This is a genomic window from Limnohabitans sp. T6-20, from assembly GCF_003063505.1.
GTDB lineage: Bacteria > Pseudomonadota > Gammaproteobacteria > Burkholderiales > Burkholderiaceae_C > Limnohabitans_A.
In genome coordinates, this window is sequence record NZ_NERW01000003.1 from 522,271 (window position 1) to 539,540 (window position 17,270).

The following is a 17,270-nucleotide window of genomic DNA, read 5'->3' on the forward strand; positions in this document are numbered from 1 at the left end:
TCGAAAGTATGTACCAAGTTCAACGCGAATCACAAAGCTTCTGGGTGCCGCTGCGCGGCTGTCGTTACCACGTTCGCCAATGGGGCACGCCCACACCGGGTGCCACGCCGCTGGTGTTGGCACACGGTTGGATGGACGTGGCCGCGTCTTGGCAATTCATGGTGGATGCCTTCAGCGAAGCCTTTGCACAGCAGCGCCCGATCATCGCCATGGACTGGCGCGGCTACGGCCTGACCGAGTCACCGCCCACCGACAGTTATTGGTTCCCCGACTACCTGGCCGATCTGGACGCCTTGCTCGACGCCCTGTACCCCGACCAGTCCATCGACCTGGTGGGCCACAGCATGGGCGGCAATGTGGTCATGATGTATGCGGGCACACGGCCAGAGCGCATTCGCCGACTGGTCAACCTGGAGGGCTTTGGCATGCCCGCCACCCGCCCGGCACAAGCACCTGGGCGCATGGGCCAATGGCTGGACGAACTCAAAGCGCAGCGCGGCGGCAGCAACGACTTGAAACCTTATGCCGATGCAGCGGGTGTCGCGTCACGGCTGATGAAAACCAACCAGCGCCTGGGACAAGACAAAGCCACTTGGCTGGCGCAACATTGGGCCCAACCCGGCAGCGATGGGCAGTGGCGCATCTTGGGCGATGCGGCGCACAAGGTGGTCAACCCCTACCTCTTTCATGTCGACGAAGCGCTGGAAATGTACCGCCGCATTGCAGCGCCTGTGCTGGCGGTGGAGGCCTCTGACGACTCGCTGGGCATGTGGTGGAAGGGCAAGTACACGCTGGCCGAATTTCATGAGCGCTTGCAAGCCGTTCCAGTGCTTGAAAAAGCCACCATTCAGGACGCAGGCCACATGCTGCACCACGACCAACCCCAAACGCTGGCGGCGATGATTGAAAAGTTCACCCGGTAAGAAGCCCTAAAATCACACCGTTTTAATATTGATGATCGTTCGCCATGCACCCCGTACACACTTTGCGCTTTTTTCTGGCTGTGGCCCTCTCGGCCTTGTTTTCATTGGCGCACGCGGACAGCACCAACCGCTTTTGCCCTGACCTTTTGGCCGTCAAAGGTGCGCCAGAGCCCACACACCGGGGTGAGTTCACGTTTTCCCCTTACACCCACCACTGGAGCCAAAACCCGGATCACAAAAAAGTGGTTTTGGTGGCGATTGACGAGCAACTGCCGGGCGACCGTTTGTGCGGCGTCAGCTTTTTCAGCAACTCGTTTGGCCAGCCCTCAGTGTACGTGTATGCCGGGCAGCAGTTCAACAACCTGATGGGCGTGCCCCAGCTGTTCGCCAAAGTCACGGGCGGCCTGATGTACGGCTATGTGTCCCCTTACGAGAACAAAGTGCCCCTCAATTACAAGGGCTTCAATCCCGCCATCATCCCGGCTGTCGGCTACAAGCTGACGCAGCACGACTCGGTCCAGGTCAAGTTTTTGGGCACTGCCGCCCTCATGTTCTCTTACGGGCGTCAGTTTTAAGCCCCAATACAGGCGTGCGAGACGCCAACTCATGAGAAAATGTCCGGTTTACCGAACCGGACACTTTCCCCATGGACGCAGAACACATCAACCAAATCGGCGCATCCCTCACAGACCTGACCGCTCGTACCCACGAGTTACGGGGGTATCTTTGACTACGATGCCAAATCTGAACGGCTGAGAACCGTCAACGCATCACTCGAAGATCCTTCGGTCTGGAACGACCCGAAAAAAGCCCAAGAACTGGGCAAAGAGAAAAAAGCCCTCGACGGCGTGGTGGTGACCATCACCAACCTGACCAGTGAGTTGGCCGACAACCTTGAGCTCTTCGAAATGAGCAAGGAAGATGGCGACGATGCGGGCCTTCAAACCATCGAAGCCGAAGCCGCCAAGTTGGCCAAAATGGTGGAAGACCTTGAATTCCGCCGCATGTTCCGCCACGAGGCCGACCCGCTCAACTGCTTTGTGGATATCCAGGCAGGCGCAGGCGGGACCGAAGCCTGCGACTGGGCCAGCATGTTGCTGCGCCAATACATCAAGTACGCCGAACGCAAGGGCTTCAAGGCCACCGTGGAAGACGAAACCCCGGGCGACACCGCAGGCATCAAGGGCGCGACCATCAAGATCGAAGGCGAATATGCGTTTGGTTTGCTGCGCACCGAAACTGGCGTGCACCGTTTGGTCCGCAAGAGCCCCTTCGACTCGTCGGGAGGCCGCCACACGTCTTTTGCCTCCTTGTTTGTGTACCCAGAGATCGATGACTCGATCGAGATCAACATCAACCCCTCTGACGTGCGCACCGACACCTTCCGTGCCAGCGGCGCGGGCGGTCAGCACATCAACAAAACCGACTCGGCAGTGCGATTGACGCACATCCCCACGGGTATCGTGGTGCAGTGCCAAGATGGCCGCAGCCAGCACAGCAACCGCGATGTGGCTTGGCAACGCCTGCGATCGCGCCTGTACGACTTCGAAATGCGCAAGCGCCTGGAAGAGCAGCAAAAGCTGGAAGACACCAAGACCGATGTGGGCTGGGGTCACCAGATTCGCAGTTATGTGCTGGACAACAGCCGCATCAAGGATCTGCGCACCAACGTCGAAATTTCGGCCACCCAGAAGGTGCTCGATGGCGACCTTGATGCGTTCATCGAAGCCTCACTGAAACAAGGCCTCTGACCCGGTCAGACCTCAACCAAAACGGAGTTAGTGATGCGTGAAGGACAACCCACCGCGATTCACCGGGAGGCTTATGCCGCCCCGGCTTTCTGGATCGACACGGTCGATCTGACGTTCGACCTCGACCCGACCAAAACCCGCGTGCTCAACAAGATGCGCCTGCGCCGCAACCCCGACGTGGCGGCGCAGCCGTTGCGCCTGGATGGCGAAGACCTGAACCTGGCGCGCGTGCTGGTCAACGGCGGTGGCACCTCGTTCAAGATGGACGGCAATCAGCTGGTGCTGGAGAACTTGCCCGAAGGCAACGACGCCTTCGATCTGGAAATTTTCACCACCTGCAACCCCGAGAAGAACACCCAGCTGATGGGCCTGTACGTCAGCAACGACTCGTTCTTTACGCAGTGCGAGGCTGAGGGCTTCCGCCGCATCACCTATTTCCTGGACCGTCCGGACGTGATGGCCAGCTACACCGTCACCCTGCGCGCCGACAAAACCAAATACCCGGTGCTGCTGAGCAACGGCAACCTGGTGGCGCAAGGCGCATTGGACGACGGACGCCACTTTGCCAAATGGGTCGATCCGCACAAAAAGCCCTGCTACCTGTTCGCCCTGGTCGCGGGCCAATTGGTGGCGCGTGAGCAGCGCATCGTCAGCCGCAGCGGCAAAGAGTATTTGTTGCAGGTGTTCGTGCGCCCCGGCGACCTCGACAAAACCGAGCACGCCATGAACTCGCTGATGGCCAGCGTGGCCTGGGACGAAGCGCGTTTTGGCCTGCCGCTGGATCTGGAACGCTTCATGATCGTCGCCACCAGCGACTTCAACATGGGCGCGATGGAAAACAAGGGCCTGAACATCTTCAACACCAAATACGTGTTGGCGAACCCGGCCACCGCCACCGACATGGATTTCGGCAACATCGAATCGGTCGTCGGCCACGAATACTTCCACAACTGGACCGGCAACCGCATCACCTGCCGCGACTGGTTCCAGCTCTCGCTCAAAGAAGGCCTCACCGTCTTCCGCGACCAGGAGTTCAGCCAGGACATGGCTGGCGAGGCCAGCGCCCGCGCGGTCAAACGGATTGAAGACGTGCGCGTGCTGCGCACCGTGCAGTTTGCCGAAGACGCCGGCCCCATGGCCCACCCGGTGCGCCCGGACAGCTATGTGGAAATCAACAACTTCTACACCGTCACCATCTACGAAAAAGGCTCCGAAGTCGTTCGCATGATGCAGACGCTGGTGGCCACGCCCACTGACCTGCAAGGCCGCGACGGTTTTGCCAAAGGCATGAAGCTCTACTTTGAGCGCCATGACGGCCAGGCCGTGACCTGCGACGACTTTGCCCAGGCCATTGCCGATGCCAACCCCGGCTCGGCGCTGGCGCACAACCTGAGCACCTTCAAGCATTGGTACAGCCAGGCGGGCACACCGCGCCTGCAGGCTAGCGGCAATTACAACGCCGCCGAACGCACCTACACCCTCACACTCAGTCAAAGCTGCCCCGCCACGCCCGACCAGTCGAACAAAGCCCCCTTCGTGATCCCTGTCACGCTGGGTCTGCTCAGCCGCGACGGTCAGGCACTGCCCCTGCAACTGGCCGGTGCCACCGACACAGTCACGCAGCAAACGCTGGTGCTGACCGAAGCCAGCGCCAGCTACACCTTTGTCAACATCGACAGCGCACCTGTGCCCTCGCTCCTGCGCGGTTTCAGTGCCCCGGTGGTGCTCGAAGACGGCCTGAACGCTGACGACCTGCTGATCTTGCTGGCCCACGACAGTGACCCCTTCAACCAATGGGAAGCAGGTCAGCGCCTGATGCTGCAAAGCGCCATCGACGCGATCCACCACAACAAGGACCTGACGGGCCAACCCGTGCTGTCCGACGCTCTGGTGGCGGCCCTGCGCAACGTGCTGCGACACCCCACGCTGGACGCCGCCTTCAAAGACCTGGCGCTCACGCTGCCGTCTGAAAACTATATCGCCGACCAGCTGGATGTGGTGGACCCGCAGCGCGTGCACGCCCTGCGCGAAACCATGCGCCTGCAATTGGCCACGGCCTTGCAAGCCGACTGGCAATGGGCCTGGGAGGCGCACAAGCACAACGGGGCCTACACGCCCGATGCCAAGTCGAGTGGTCGCCGCGCCCTGGCAGGCCTGGCCATGACCATGCTGTGCATCGCCGCCGTGCAAAGCGGCGACGCCGTCACGCCCGGCCGTGTGTACCAGCAGTTCAAGGACGCCAGCAACATGACCGACCGCTTCAACGCCTTGTCGGCGTTGGTGGTCAGCGGCCATGCTCTGGCGCAAGACGCATTGGCCCTGTTCCACAAGCTTTTCAGCCACGAAGCGCTGGTCATCGACAAATGGTTTGCCCTGCAAGCCGGTGCGCCTGACCGCGCGGGCGACATCCTGCCGCGTGTGCGCCAGCTGATGCAGCACCCCGACTTCAGCCTGCGCAACCCCAACCGGGCACGCAGCCTGATCTTCAGCTATTGCAGCGCCAACCCGGCAGGCTTTCACCGCGCCGACGCGGCAGGCTATGTGTACTGGAGCGAGCAGGTGCTGGCGCTCGACGCCATCAACCCGCAAGTGGCCGCCCGCCTGGCCCGCGCCATGGACCGCTGGAGCCGCCTGGCAGAGCCCTACCGCAGCGCGGCCCGCGTGGCCATCGAGCGCGTGGCAGCCAAAGCCGACCTCAGCAATGACGTGCGCGAAGTGATCAGCCGCGCTTTGAACAGTCATTGACAGCACCAGAACCCAAGGAACGAACATGAGCAGCAAAATTTCCCTGTCACGCTACCTGGTAGAGCAACAACGCGACAAAGGCCACATTCCGGCTGACTTGCGCTTGTTGCTCGAAGTGGTGGCCCGCGCCTGCAAGAGCATCAGCCACGCCGTGAACAAAGGCGCTTTGGGCGGTGTGCTGGGCAGCGCCGAAAGCGAGAACGTGCAGGGCGAAGTCCAGAAAAAGCTCGACATCATCGCCAACGAGGTACTGCTCGAAGCCAACGAATGGGGCGGACATCTGGCGGCCATGGCCTCTGAAGAGATGGACAGCATCTACCTGGTGCCCAACCGCTACCCGCAAGGCGAATACCTGCTGTTGTTTGATCCTTTGGATGGCTCGTCCAACATCGACGTCAACGTCAGCATTGGCACCATCTTCAGCGTGCTCAAAAAGCCCGAAGACAGCCAAGGCGTGACCGAGCAGGACTTCCTGCAACCCGGCAAGAACCAGGTGGCCGCGGGTTACTGTGTGTATGGACCGCAAACCACCCTGGTGCTTACCGTGGGCGATGGCGTGGCCATGTTCACCCTGGACCGCGAGCAAGGCTCTTTTGTCCTCACGCAAGAAAACGTGCAGGTGCCCGCCGACACCAAAGAGTTCGCCATCAACATGAGCAACATGCGCCACTGGGACGAACCCGTGCGCCGCTACATCGATGAATGCCTGCAGGGCAAGGAAGGCCCGCGCGGCAAGGACTTCAACATGCGCTGGATCGCCAGCATGGTGGCCGATGTGCACCGCATCCTGACCCGTGGCGGTGTGTTCATGTACCCCTGGGACAAGCGCGAGCCGCACAAAGCCGGCAAGCTGCGCCTGCTGTACGAAGCCAACCCCATGAGCTGGCTGATTGAGCAAGCTGGTGGCGCATCGACCAACGGCAAGCAGCGCATTCTGGACCTGCAACCGGGCCAACTGCACGAGCGCGTGAGTGTGGTGCTGGGCTCCAAAAACGAAGTTGAGCGCCTGACCGAATACCACGTGAAGGCCTGAGCTTCAGGCCCTGCAGCTTTGCTGCTGAAACGCCCCAATCAAAAGGCCCCTGACACGCGAGTGTCAGGGGCCTTTTGACATTCATGACCGCAAGCTTTTGACCTGCGTCTGGATTTATTCGTCGCCGTCTGGCGGGAAGCCATCGCCAGCAGGCACAGGCGCTGCAGCCACGGCAGGCTCAGACACCACGGCACGCAGGGTTTCGCGCAACATTTTCTTCTCGGGCAAGCTCAAGGCACGGGCCAGGCGTTGACGCATGCGCAACAAGAGTTGGCGGTCGACTTCCTGAGGAATGCCACGGCTAATCTGCAGGGCATCACGCAGGTCTTCGCGCAGGTCTTCGGGCTCATCCGCCCACCAAGCTGTGATGATCTCGTGCATCGACTTGCGCAGCTCTTCCACGTCTTCGACAGCCAGCCCCATGCCCGTCGGAATTTTGCCTTGCAGCATGTCCGCCAGCGCTTGCGAATTGACCACCACACGGCGATCCGCCTGCGCCAGCAAACGGGCCCAACCCGGATCGGTTCGGACCATTTGGGGCATGTTGCGCGCGGACTCATCGGCCAACAGGTGGACGCTCAGGCCACTCAGCTGGGCTTCGTCGATGGTGGCAAGGAAGCGCTCGTCATCGCTGGCCACCAACACATGGTCACAGGCGTGGTGTTCGGCCAATTGTTTGAGGTCATGACCCAAGGAACGCAGCAAGGATGCACCGCCATCGGCATCGTGCGTTTGGACCAGACGCACAATTTGGTCATCAATGATCAAGCCGTCCGAGCGGTCGCTGTACCAGTAAATCCGGCGCAAGTCGACATCCAGCCCGGAATGCGACAGCGCTTGTGACAGCAGGCTCAGCAAGCCTTGACGGTTCACCGACTCGCCCGTGGCCCCCACGGCACCTTGTTGGGCCATCCAGATCAAAAAACGGCCATCGATCAAAGCCATGCAAGTGCCTGAACGGTGTTCGCCAAATCGACGGTCAGAGGGAGTGCCTTGAGAAAAATAATCACGCTTCATGGTGTCAACCTAAATCAATAAGAAAATAGCGCTGCTAAAAAATGCAACGTTGGCCATTCTAAAGCGGCAGGCGTGTCTGTCGGTTATAAATACCGCCTGTGTCCAGCCCTTTGTCCTTCGATCCCCGCAATGTTCCGATTTGGCGCATCGATCACGATATGCCAGCGGTGCCGAGTGCGCATTTGCGACCTGACGCACTGAAAACCCGCTTCGCGCAGCCCCCTGTCTGGCAACCCGAGGTCGAACGGGAAACCTCTTTTTCTACCCGAGCACCCGCCCATGCGGCGGTTTTGGTGCCCATCGTGATGCGCGGGCCTGACTTCTCGGAGTCGACCATTTTGCTCACCCAGCGGGCCAACCACATGTCCACGCACTCGGGGCAAATCGCTTTTCCCGGCGGCAAGGTGGACCCAGAAGACGCCAACAGACATGCCACCGCACTGCGTGAAACCTATGAAGAAGTGGGCTTGCACCCCAGGCACGTGGAAATCATTGGCGAATTGCCCGTTTATGTGACAGGCACGGCCTTTTGGGTCACCCCCGTCATTGCCCTGGTTTCACCTGACTTCGAGCTGGCACCGAACGCCGATGAAGTGCAAGACGTTTTCGAGGTGCCTCTGGCTTATTTGATGAACCCGGCACACCACCGACGCCACCAATTCGAATGGCAAGGTGCCCAACGGCAATGGTTTTCAATGCCCTACCAGGAGTCCCGACCTGCCGCCAATGGCCAAACCGATCTGGTCGAGCGCTTCATTTGGGGTGCCACAGCCGCTATGCTTCGTAACTTTTATCGGTTTCTAGTGGTTCATCCCGCGGAATGAGGACCCCATGAGTTTTTTTGCAATCCTGCTGGCCTTGGTTCTGGAGCAAGCCCGCCCGCTCAATGCGGTCAATTGGATCTACACCACCGTGGCGCATTGGGTCGCCTGGGTGGCCCGCACTTTTGATGCGGGCGTGCGACACCAGGCCTGGATCACCTGGGGCATCACAGTGATCGGCCCTGCGCTGTTGACCATGGCGGTGCACTGGTTGCTTGAGTTTGGTTTGGGCTGGCTGTTTGCCGTCGTCTGGAATGTGGCGCTGCTCTACGTCACTTTGGGGTTTCGGCAATTCAGCCACCACTTCACCGCCATCCGCGAAGCCCTGGAAGACGGCGATGAAACCAAGGCCAGAGAACTGCTGGCCGAGTGGCAACAAGTCCAAGTGGGTCACATCCCGCGCAGCGAAATCGTTCGGCATGTGATCGAGTACTCCATGATCGCCGCCCACAGGCATGTGTTTGGCGTGTTCTTTTGGTATGCGATCTTGTCCATCATTGGCTTGGGGCCTGTCGGCGCGGTGGTTTACCGCCTGACCGAATTGGCCCAGCGCCGTTGGCAAGAACCCACCGAAGATGGCTCCGTGGTGAGTGAGGCGCTGCAATCGGTGGCATCCCGGGCATGGCAAGCCATGGACTGGTTGCCCTCGCGCATGACCGCTCTTGGGTTTGCCATTGTGGGCAGCTTTGAAGATGCCATGGACGGCTGGCGCAACCATGCGCAAAATTTTCCGAACGACAACGATGGCGTGATTCTGGCTGCGACAGCAGGCGCCATCAACATCCGCTTGGGAGGCGCCCCGTTGCAGGCCCCCAACGATGACCTTGAAACCAACGACACCGCAGGCGCCAGCAGCACACCAGGGCGCACGCCCGAAGTGGCGCACTTTGCTCAAGTGGTGGGTTTGGTCTGGCGCACGGTGATCATGTGGTTGGTGCTGGTGGCTTTGCTCACCATGGCCAACTTGGTGGGCTGAAAACCCGCAGGGGGCGCTTGAGCAGCGCCCTGCCGCTCACCAGCGCTGCTGGCTCAATTCCTCAAACAGCTGCGCATAAATCCGGTGGCGGCGGACGCTGATGGTGCCGCTTTGGTGTTCGTTCTCGACCTGGGCCAACACGGCACAACCCGGCTCATGCAAATGCGTGCAGTTGTAAAACTTGCAGCCTCCCACATGGGCACGCAAATCGGGCATGCAGTCGGCCAGGCGGGTCGGCTCGATGTGGTGCAAGCCAAACTCCTGAAATCCAGGTGAATCGATCAAGGCCGTTTTAGCGCTGCCCGCAGGGGCCGAAACGTCGAGCGCAGGCACCCAGTACCAGCGCGTGCTGGTGGTGGTGTGCTTGCCCGAGTTGAGTGCCAGGGAAATTTCACCGGTCTCCACCTGCGCATCGGGTACCAAACGGTTGATCAGGGTGCTTTTGCCGCTGCCCGAAGGCCCCAGCACCAAGGTGGTCAGGCCCTGCAAATGCGCGCACAAAGCCTGCACGCCGTCATCGGCCACCGGGCTGCGCGGGCTCAGGCTGATGGGCATCACGCTGTAACCCATGGCGCGATAAGGCGCCAAACGTTCCCAGGCTTGCGCAAAGGGTTGCGCCAGATCGCTTTTGTTCAATGCAATGATGGGCGTGATGCGTTCGGCTTCGGCAGCCACCAAGGCACGAGACAGCTGGCTTTCCGAATACTCGGGATCGGCTGCGATCAAAATCAGCACACGGTCCAGGTTGGCTGCGAACGATTTGGTGCGGATTTCGTCTTGGCGGTAAAACAGGTTGCGACGGTCCTGCAGCTTTTCGATGCTGCCCTCGTCACCCGCGATTTGCCACAACACCTGGTCACCCACCACCACTTGGTTTTTTTTGCCTCGGGGGTGGCAAATCAACCGGCGTCCTTCGGGTGTTTCCACCAGACAGTGGCGACCATAGGTGGCCACCACCAGGCCCGGCTCCAGATCAGCAGCCAAAGGAATGTCCGGGCGTTGTTTGGGTTTACTCATGAAATTTCATGTCGGCAACAAGGTGTCGGTTTGGGTGGCGGCGTCAAAGTCGAGGCGACTGAGCCCTTGCACGTCGTGGGTGCGCCAACGCACCACACAGCGCGCGTGGTTCAACACCATCTCCGGGTGGTGGTTGAGCTTTTCGGACAACCAACCCACGCTGTTGACAAACAGCAGCGCATGGCTGTGCTGGTCAAACACAAAGGTTTTTTCAATCGCAATGTTTTCACCGTCGCCAGACAAGGTCCAACCGGGCACCTGGCTGAGCGCCATGACCACTTCGGTGGGCTTGAGAGCACGGATGTCAGGCGTGGTCATGTGGAGACCATCCGGGAAAGGCGCTCACTGGCAGGCGGGTGCGAGTAATAAAACTTCACGTACAACGGATCGGGCGTCAAAGTCGAGGCGTTGTCTTGGTAGAGCTTGAGCAAAGCCGACGACAAATCAGCGCCTGGCGTTTGCGACACAGCGTAGGCATCGGCTTCAAACTCTTGCTGGCGTGAGCGCCAGGACGAAATGGGTGCCAAAAACAAGGTGAAGACGGGCGTGACCAGTATGAACAACACCAGCGCCAACGCGTTGTTGCTGCCCGTCAGGCTGGGTATGACGCCCAAGCCCGTGTAAAACCAGACCTGTTGCGCCAACCAGCCCAGCAGCGCCAAACCTCCCAAGGTCATGGCAAAGCTGGTCGCCATCATCTTGACAATGTGCTTGTGCTTGAAATGGCCCAGCTCATGCGCCAGCACCGCCTCCATTTCGGCAGGGCTCAGTTGCTTGAGCAAGGTGTCGAAAAAGACCACGCGCTTGCTTGCACCAAAGCCTGTGAAAAAAGCGTTGGAATGTGCCGAGCGGCGGCTGCCGTCCATCACAAAAAACCCTTTGGCGGTGAACCCCGCGCGCTGCATCAAGGCCTGCACACGGGACTTGAGCGACTCGTCATCCAATGGTGTGAACTTGTTGAACAGCGGCATGATCACATTGGGGGCAATGGCCATCAAGAACAACTGCCAGCCGACCAGAACAGCCCAGGCCCACAACCACCACGCGTTGCCCCCGGTTTGCATGAGCCATAAGACCACCCACAACAAAGGCACCCCCAGCGCCAGCCCCAGCAGCAGGCCTTTGGCCATGTCACCCAACCAAAGTGCGGGGGTGATTTTGTTGAACCCAAAACGCTGCTCCACACCAAAGGTCTGCAGCAGCGACAAGGGCAAGCCGATCACGCCGCCCACCAAGGCAAAGGCCAGCACCAAAGCGATTTGCTGGGTCATGCCCGGGCCCATCCAATCCAGCAAGACCTGGTTCAGCGCATCGAGCCCGCCCAGCAAAGTCCAGCCCAAAAGCACAGCCGCATCGAGTGCGATGTCCATTTGTGACAAACGGGCTTTGGCCAGCGTGTAGTCGGCTGCCTTTTGGTGGTCTTCCAAGGACACTGTCTGGGCATAGGCCACAGGCACAGCTGCACGGTGGCTGGCCACATGCCTGACCTGGCGGGCATTGAGCCAAAATTTCAGCGCAACGTGCGCCAGCAAAGCGGCCACCAGCGTCAGGGTCAATGTGAGTGAAGCATTCATGGGCGCAAAGTGTAGGGCAGTTTGAATCCACGTTCAGCGCCACCGTCATCGGCGACAATCCATCCATGTCTCAAGCACCCTCCACCTCTACCGCCACCGGAACAACCGACCTGCCCAAATCCGACCTCAATTTGGTGTGGATAGATTGTGAAATGACAGGCCTCGATCCTGAAAATGAGCGCTTGCTGGAAATTGCCGTCATCGTCACAGCGCCCGACTTGACACAACGCATCGAAGGTCCGGTTTTGGTCATTCACCAAAGCGATGAACTGCTGGGCAAGATGGACGCCTGGAACAAAGGCACGCATGGCAAAAGCGGCTTGATCGACAAGGTCAAGGCATCTGCGACCAGTGAAGCCGATGCGCAAGAGCAAATTCTGGCGTTCTTGAAAAAATATGTGGGCAAAAACAGCTCGCCACTTTGCGGCAACACCATCAGCCAAGACCGCCGCTTCCTGGTCAAATACATGCCCAAGCTCGAAGCGTTTTTCCATTACCGCAATCTGGACGTCAGCACCCTCAAGGAACTGTCACGCCGCTGGAAGCCCGAGGTGTATTCAAGTTTCAAGAAACAGCAAAAGCACACCGCACTGGCCGATGTGCACGAATCCATCGATGAACTGGTGCATTACCGCGAGCATTTCATTAAATTGTGATTTTTCAGGGAAAACCCTAGCGTTTTTTTCTGAGCCATGGCATAATCCGGGGCTCACTGCACACAGGTGCGGCGTTTCCTACATCTCCCTTCACGCCTTGACCCAACGATAGGGTCACTCACAGCGGCCAGGCTCCACGCCCAGCGCCTCTCGCGAGCACCGTTTGATGGTTGATGTTTTTTCAACCTTGCGGTGCCTGCGGCCTTAGCAATATTTGCGGCCGTTGTTCCGTGCGAGTTTTTATACACACATGACTGACACTTTGAACACAGTGCAGGACGACTTGTCGCCTGCCGAAAACATTTCCATTTCCGCCGAGTCGGCACCCGTGACGGCAACGCCCAATCTGGCCACCGAAATCATGCAGACAGCGGCCATGACCGAAGCCACGCCAGAGCAAGCTACCGCCGAAGTGGCTGTGGAAGCCGAAGCCGTGGCTGAAGCGCCCAACGGTTTCGTCGAACTGGGCCTGGCCCGCGAGCTGGTGCAAGCCGTGGCCGATCTGGGCTACACCCAACCCACCGCTGTGCAATTGCGCGCCATTCCTTTGGCATTGCCCACAGCCGGCGGATCCAAAGACGGCAAGTCGAATGGCTACACCGACCTGATGGTCTCCAGCCAAACCGGCAGCGGCAAAACCGCCGCATTTTTGCTGCCCGTGTTGCACACCTTGATCGCCCAGATGGCCGAGCAGGAAGACGCAGAACGCGCCGAGTTTGAGCAAGCCTGTGCCGACGCAGCCGCCAAGGGCGAGCCAGCGCCCAAGCGTGCCAAGCGCAAAGACCCCACCAACCCACGCAACTTCAAGGCACCAACACCTGGCGCCCTGATCCTGTGCCCTACACGTGAATTGGCCCAACAGGTGGCGCACGACGCCATCGAACTGGTCAAGCACACACGCGGCCTGCGCGTGGCCAACGTGGTCGGCGGCATTCCTTACCAATTGCAAATTGCCAAGCTGCAAAACGCCAACTTGGTGGTGGCCACACCAGGCCGTTTGCTTGACCTGCAACGCTCGATGCAAATCAAGCTGGACCAAGTGCAGTTCCTGGTGGTCGACGAAGCCGACCGCATGCTGGACCTGGGTTTCTCGGACGATTTGGCCGATATCAACCAGATGACCAGCCAACGCCGCCAGACCATGATGTTCAGCGCCACCTTTGCGCCGCGCATTCAGCAACTGGCCATGCGCGTGATGCACGACGGTGGTTCTTCGGTCCAGAAAATTCAGATCGACAACCCCCAAGAAAAACACAACAACATCAAGCAAGTGCTGTTCTGGGCCGACAACGCCCAACACAAGCGCCAGTTGCTTGACCATTGGCTGCGTGACGCGACCATCGACCAAGCGATTGTTTTCTCAAGCACCCAGATCGAGTGCGATGGCTTGGCCGCAGACCTGCAGGAAGCCGGCTTCTCTGCCGTGGCATTGCACGGTGCGCTCAGCCAAGGTCTTCGCAACCGCCGCCTGATGGCGCTGCGCAACGGTCAGGTGCAAATTTTGGTGGCCACCGATGTGGCTGCTCGCGGCATTGACGTGCCCACCATCACGCACGTATTCAACTACGGTCTGCCCATGAAGGCCGAAGACTACACCCACCGCATTGGCCGCACAGGTCGTGCTGGCCGTGACGGTTTGGCCGTGACCTTTGCTGAAATCCGCGACCGTCGCAAAATTGGCGACATCGAGGCTTACACACGCCAACCTTTCAAGGCCGAAGTGGTTCCTGGTCTGGAGCCCAAAGTGCGCATGCCAGAAGCACGCAAGCCGATGGGCCGTGGCGGTGACCGCTTTGGTGGCGAGCGCAACTATGCCAACGCAGGTGGTGGTTTTGCAGGCCGCGGTCGCCCAGCGGGTGGCCGTGACTTTGGCGGCAACCGCGATCGCGATGGCGGTGGCTTTGACAACCGCGCCCCCCGTGGCAACTTCCGCGATGAACAGCCCCGCTTTGAGCAACGCGCCGAACCCCGTTTCGACCAGCGCAAAGAAGGCGGCCGTTTTGACGCCCCCCGTGGCGACAATCGCCCGGACAACCGAGGCGGTGACCGCTTTGAGCAACGCGCTGCACCCGCCCACCCATGGGACCGTGGTGACAGCCGTGGCGCACCGCGTCAGGACGCCCCCCGTCAAGGCCAAGGTGGCGGACGTTGGGAAGAGCGTGGCGGCGACAACCGCAATGCAGCACGCCCAGCACCCCGCGGTGCAGCCGGTGACAAATTCGGTCGTGGCCCCAAGCAGTTCGGTGCCAGCAATTTCAAACCCCACGCAGCAGCGGGCGAAGGCCCTGCCGGCAAACGTGGCGGTACCCGCGTGCTGAAAATCACACGCGGCTGATCCAGCTCCAGGGTTCACGCCCTGGACTTTGAGACGCCTGAAAAGGCCTTGCCCTCACCGGCAAGGCTTTTTTTTCATGGCTTGGCGATTCTGGCGAAACCATAAAAAAACCGCCCTGGGCGCAAACCCGGGCGGTTTTTTCGTATGGCCGAAAAGGCTTTACGCTTTGGCTGCTGGTGCTGCTTTGCGCTGTGGCAACTTTTCTTTGATACGTGCCGACTTGCCGCTGCGGTCACGCAGGTAGTACAGCTTGGCACGGCGAACATCACCGCGACGCTTGACTTCAATGCTGGCGATCACTGGGCTGTAGGTCTGGAACGTACGTTCCACGCCTTCGCCACTGGACATCTTACGCACGGTGAAGCCGCTGTTCAAACCACGGTTACGCTTGGCGATCACAACACCTTCGTAGGCTTGGACACGCTTGCGCGCACCTTCAACCACGTTGACGCTGACGATCACGGTGTCGCCGGGGGCAAATTCAGGAATCACTTTACCCAAACGGGCAATTTCTTCCTGCTCAAGAGTTTGAATCAAATTCATTTTTTGAACTCCGTCCGATCATGCCTCGCTACACAAGGGGCGTTTTGTGCTGTAAAGGCCATGCCAACATGTGCATGACTGAGCCAAATCGCGGCGGGTAGAGGATCGAAAAGCCTTTGATTATAGCTTTTTCGAACCCGTGCTGTTGATTGCATCTGGAGCGTCATCCCGAACCTGCTTTAAACAGGCTTCGTCCTGACGGCTCAGCAAGCCAGACAGACGGGCTTGCACCAGCAATTCGGGCCGGTGCTGTGCAGTCAGCCGCAGACTTTGCTCGCGCCGCCAGCGCGCGATGTGGGCATGGTGGCCCGACATCAACTCAGCGGGCACGGCGTGGCCCTGCCAGACCTCGGGGCGGGTGTAGTGGGGGCTGTCCAGCAAGCCGTCCAATGCCGGGTTGAAGCTGTCCAGCTGGTGGCTGCCTTCGTCATTGAGCACGCCGGGTTGCAAGCGGGCCACGGCATCGAGCAAAGCCATGGCGGCGATTTCGCCACCTGACAGCACAAAGTCACCCAAACTGATTTGCTGATCGACATATTGGTCGATGAAGCGCTGGTCGACCCCTTCATAGCGGCCACACAACAACACACCGCCTGCGCTTTGAGACCACTGCTCGACGGCGGTGTGGTTCAGCGTCTGCCCTATGGGAGAAAACAACACCAAAGGTGCCGGATTCGTTTCTTGGCGCGCAGCGCGAATGGCCGTGAGGCATTTGAACAAGGGCTCGGCCAACATGACCATGCCGGGACCACCACCAAATGAGCGGTCGTCGATGCGGCGGTAATTGCCTTCTGCGTGGTCGCGCGGATTCCAGAAGTGCACATCAACCAAGCCACTTTCGTAGGCACGGCGCGTGATGCCACTGGTCAACAGCGGCGCGAACAACTCGGGAAACAGGGTGATGATGTCAAAGCGCATGGATGGCCCTCCACGGCCGGGGCCGATCAGTAGTCGGGTTGCCAGTCCACCGTGATGCGCTTGCCGGGCAGGTCCACGCCATCGACGAAAGCCGCGACAAACGGGATCATGCGCTCGACCGTTTTGCCACCTTCGGCATCGGAAGTGGCTTCAATGACCAGCACGGTTTGTGGTCCTGTGGACATGAGATCGCGCACCAAGCCGAGGTCAAGGCCTTCACGGTTCACGACTTGCAGGCCGATCAGGTCGACCCAGTAATACTCGCCTTCGGCTGCGGTCGGAAAACTGGAACGCGGTACAAAAATGCGTGCGCCACGCAAAGCCTCGGCCGCATTGCGGTCGTTGATGTCCTGGGCGCAGGCCACCACGGTATCCGAATGGTCTTTGGCTTCCTTGATGCACAACAGCAAAGGCTCGGTCCAAGCCACTTGCTCGGTTTTGGAAGCAGCGATTTCGGTCGCGCGTTTGGGCTTCATGGGCCGATCGGGCGGCAACAAGAACCAGCGCTTGGAAGAAAAAAGCGCCTCGGGCGAGGCGCTGTGGGGCAAGACCTTGAACCAGCCTTTGATGCCCCAAGCATCGGCAATGCGCCCTATTTCGATGGCATCAGCCGGCAAGGCGGCTGTTTCCAAAGGGGGACGCATGGCCAAGGCGAGTCGCCGATCAGGCGGCAGCTTTGCCAGCTTGACGAATCAGGCGTTCCACGGTGGGGGAAGCCTGGGCGCCAACGCTCTTCCAGTAGGTCAGACGGTCTTGTGCAATGCGCAGACCTTCTTCGCCACCTTTGGCTGTGGGGTTGTAGAAACCGATGCGCTCGAGGAAGCGACCATCGCGACGCACGCGCTTGTCAGCAACGACGATGTTGAAGAAAGGACGTGCTTTAGAGCCGCCGCGGTTCAAACGAATAACAACCATGATTTATCCTTGGGTGGTTGGGTATCTTCGGAACAATTGCCGAGAC

17 protein-coding genes are annotated in these 17,270 nt (G+C 59.7%); 9 read left to right on the forward strand and 8 right to left on the reverse strand.

Annotated features, from left to right (window positions below):
• Positions 1-8 precede the first annotated feature (8 nt).
• From B9Z33_RS13185 to B9Z33_RS13205, 5 genes are all read left to right on the forward strand, one after another.
• Positions 9-923, forward strand: coding sequence for an alpha/beta fold hydrolase (locus tag B9Z33_RS13185; RefSeq protein ID WP_199220351.1), 915 nt, complete (start codon positions 9-11; stop codon positions 921-923).
• Positions 924-967: 44 nt separating this feature from the next.
• The gene (locus tag B9Z33_RS13190; RefSeq protein WP_108287479.1) at positions 968-1,498 is read left to right on the forward strand and encodes a hypothetical protein; all 531 of its coding nucleotides are present in this window, start codon (positions 968-970) and stop codon (positions 1,496-1,498) included.
• Between the two features lie 71 nt (positions 1,499-1,569).
• Positions 1,570-2,674, forward strand: a protein-coding gene (prfB, locus tag B9Z33_RS13195) for a peptide chain release factor 2 (RefSeq protein ID WP_108287480.1) whose coding sequence is annotated in 2 segments (ribosomal slippage) — positions 1,570-1,650 and positions 1,652-2,674 — 1,104 coding nt in all. Because the reading frame shifts where the segments join, the coding sequence is not laid out codon by codon here.
• Positions 2,675-2,707: 33 nt separating this feature from the next.
• Complete coding sequence (pepN, locus tag B9Z33_RS13200; protein WP_108287481.1) at positions 2,708-5,419, forward strand: aminopeptidase N; 2,712 nt, start codon at positions 2,708-2,710, stop codon at positions 5,417-5,419.
• Between the two features lie 25 nt (positions 5,420-5,444).
• Positions 5,445-6,452, forward strand: coding sequence for a class 1 fructose-bisphosphatase (locus B9Z33_RS13205; RefSeq protein WP_108287482.1), 1,008 nt, complete (start codon positions 5,445-5,447; stop codon positions 6,450-6,452).
• A 114-nt stretch (positions 6,453-6,566) separates the two neighbouring features.
• Here B9Z33_RS13205 and B9Z33_RS13210 read toward each other — a convergent pair whose 3' ends face one another.
• Positions 6,567-7,469, reverse strand: a complete 903-nt coding sequence (locus B9Z33_RS13210) for a hypothetical protein (protein WP_108287483.1) — start codon at positions 7,467-7,469, stop codon at positions 6,567-6,569.
• A gap of 158 nt (positions 7,470-7,627) precedes the next feature.
• On the opposite strand from B9Z33_RS13210, the gene B9Z33_RS13215 reads away from it, so the two are divergent.
• Together B9Z33_RS13215 and B9Z33_RS13220 are read left to right on the forward strand one after the other, a co-directional pair.
• Positions 7,628-8,293, forward strand: coding sequence for a CoA pyrophosphatase (locus B9Z33_RS13215; protein WP_233252834.1), 666 nt, complete (start codon positions 7,628-7,630; stop codon positions 8,291-8,293).
• A gap of 7 nt (positions 8,294-8,300) precedes the next feature.
• Positions 8,301-9,266 (forward strand): CobD/CbiB family protein, encoded by a 966-nt coding sequence (locus B9Z33_RS13220; protein WP_108287485.1) that lies wholly within the window; start codon positions 8,301-8,303, stop codon positions 9,264-9,266.
• A 36-nt stretch (positions 9,267-9,302) separates the two neighbouring features.
• Here the strand turns inward: B9Z33_RS13220 and rsgA are convergent, their stop codons facing one another.
• Genes rsgA through B9Z33_RS13235 form a run of 3 tightly spaced genes read right to left on the reverse strand, consistent with a single transcriptional unit; the run spans position 9,303 to position 11,857 of the window.
• The gene (rsgA, locus tag B9Z33_RS13225; protein ID WP_108287486.1) at positions 9,303-10,283 is read right to left on the reverse strand and encodes a ribosome small subunit-dependent GTPase A; all 981 of its coding nucleotides are present in this window, start codon (positions 10,281-10,283) and stop codon (positions 9,303-9,305) included.
• A 6-nt stretch (positions 10,284-10,289) separates the two neighbouring features.
• Positions 10,290-10,601, reverse strand: a complete 312-nt coding sequence (locus B9Z33_RS13230; RefSeq protein WP_108287487.1) for a 4a-hydroxytetrahydrobiopterin dehydratase — start codon at positions 10,599-10,601, stop codon at positions 10,290-10,292.
• Complete coding sequence (locus tag B9Z33_RS13235) at positions 10,598-11,857, reverse strand: M48 family metallopeptidase (RefSeq protein WP_108287488.1); 1,260 nt, start codon at positions 11,855-11,857, stop codon at positions 10,598-10,600. The genes B9Z33_RS13230 and B9Z33_RS13235 overlap by 4 nt, the downstream gene beginning before the upstream one ends.
• Positions 11,858-11,922: 65 nt before the next feature.
• On the opposite strand from B9Z33_RS13235, the gene orn reads away from it, so the two are divergent.
• Positions 11,923-12,513 carry an oligoribonuclease gene (orn, locus tag B9Z33_RS13240; RefSeq protein ID WP_108287489.1) on the forward strand — a complete coding sequence of 197 codons (591 nt, stop codon included), beginning with the start codon at positions 11,923-11,925 and terminating at the stop codon, positions 12,511-12,513.
• A 250-nt stretch (positions 12,514-12,763) separates the two neighbouring features.
• Complete coding sequence (locus B9Z33_RS13245) at positions 12,764-14,848, forward strand: DEAD/DEAH box helicase (protein ID WP_108287490.1); 2,085 nt, start codon at positions 12,764-12,766, stop codon at positions 14,846-14,848.
• Between the two features lie 159 nt (positions 14,849-15,007).
• Here the strand turns inward: B9Z33_RS13245 and rplS are convergent, their stop codons facing one another.
• From rplS to rpsP, 4 genes are all read right to left on the reverse strand, one after another.
• Positions 15,008-15,391, reverse strand: coding sequence for a 50S ribosomal protein L19 (gene rplS / locus B9Z33_RS13250; RefSeq protein WP_108287491.1), 384 nt, complete (start codon positions 15,389-15,391; stop codon positions 15,008-15,010).
• A 120-nt stretch (positions 15,392-15,511) separates the two neighbouring features.
• Positions 15,512-16,309 carry a tRNA (guanosine(37)-N1)-methyltransferase TrmD gene (gene trmD, locus B9Z33_RS13255; protein ID WP_108287492.1) on the reverse strand — a complete coding sequence of 266 codons (798 nt, stop codon included), beginning with the start codon at positions 16,307-16,309 and terminating at the stop codon, positions 15,512-15,514.
• 26 nt (positions 16,310-16,335) lie between these two features.
• On the reverse strand, positions 16,336-16,953 hold the full coding sequence (gene rimM, locus B9Z33_RS13260; RefSeq protein ID WP_108287493.1) for a ribosome maturation factor RimM: 618 nt from the start codon (positions 16,951-16,953) through the stop codon (positions 16,336-16,338).
• Positions 16,954-16,972: 19 nt separating this feature from the next.
• Positions 16,973-17,224 (reverse strand): 30S ribosomal protein S16, encoded by a 252-nt coding sequence (rpsP, locus tag B9Z33_RS13265; RefSeq protein ID WP_019430383.1) that lies wholly within the window; start codon positions 17,222-17,224, stop codon positions 16,973-16,975.
• Positions 17,225-17,270 lie beyond the last annotated feature (46 nt).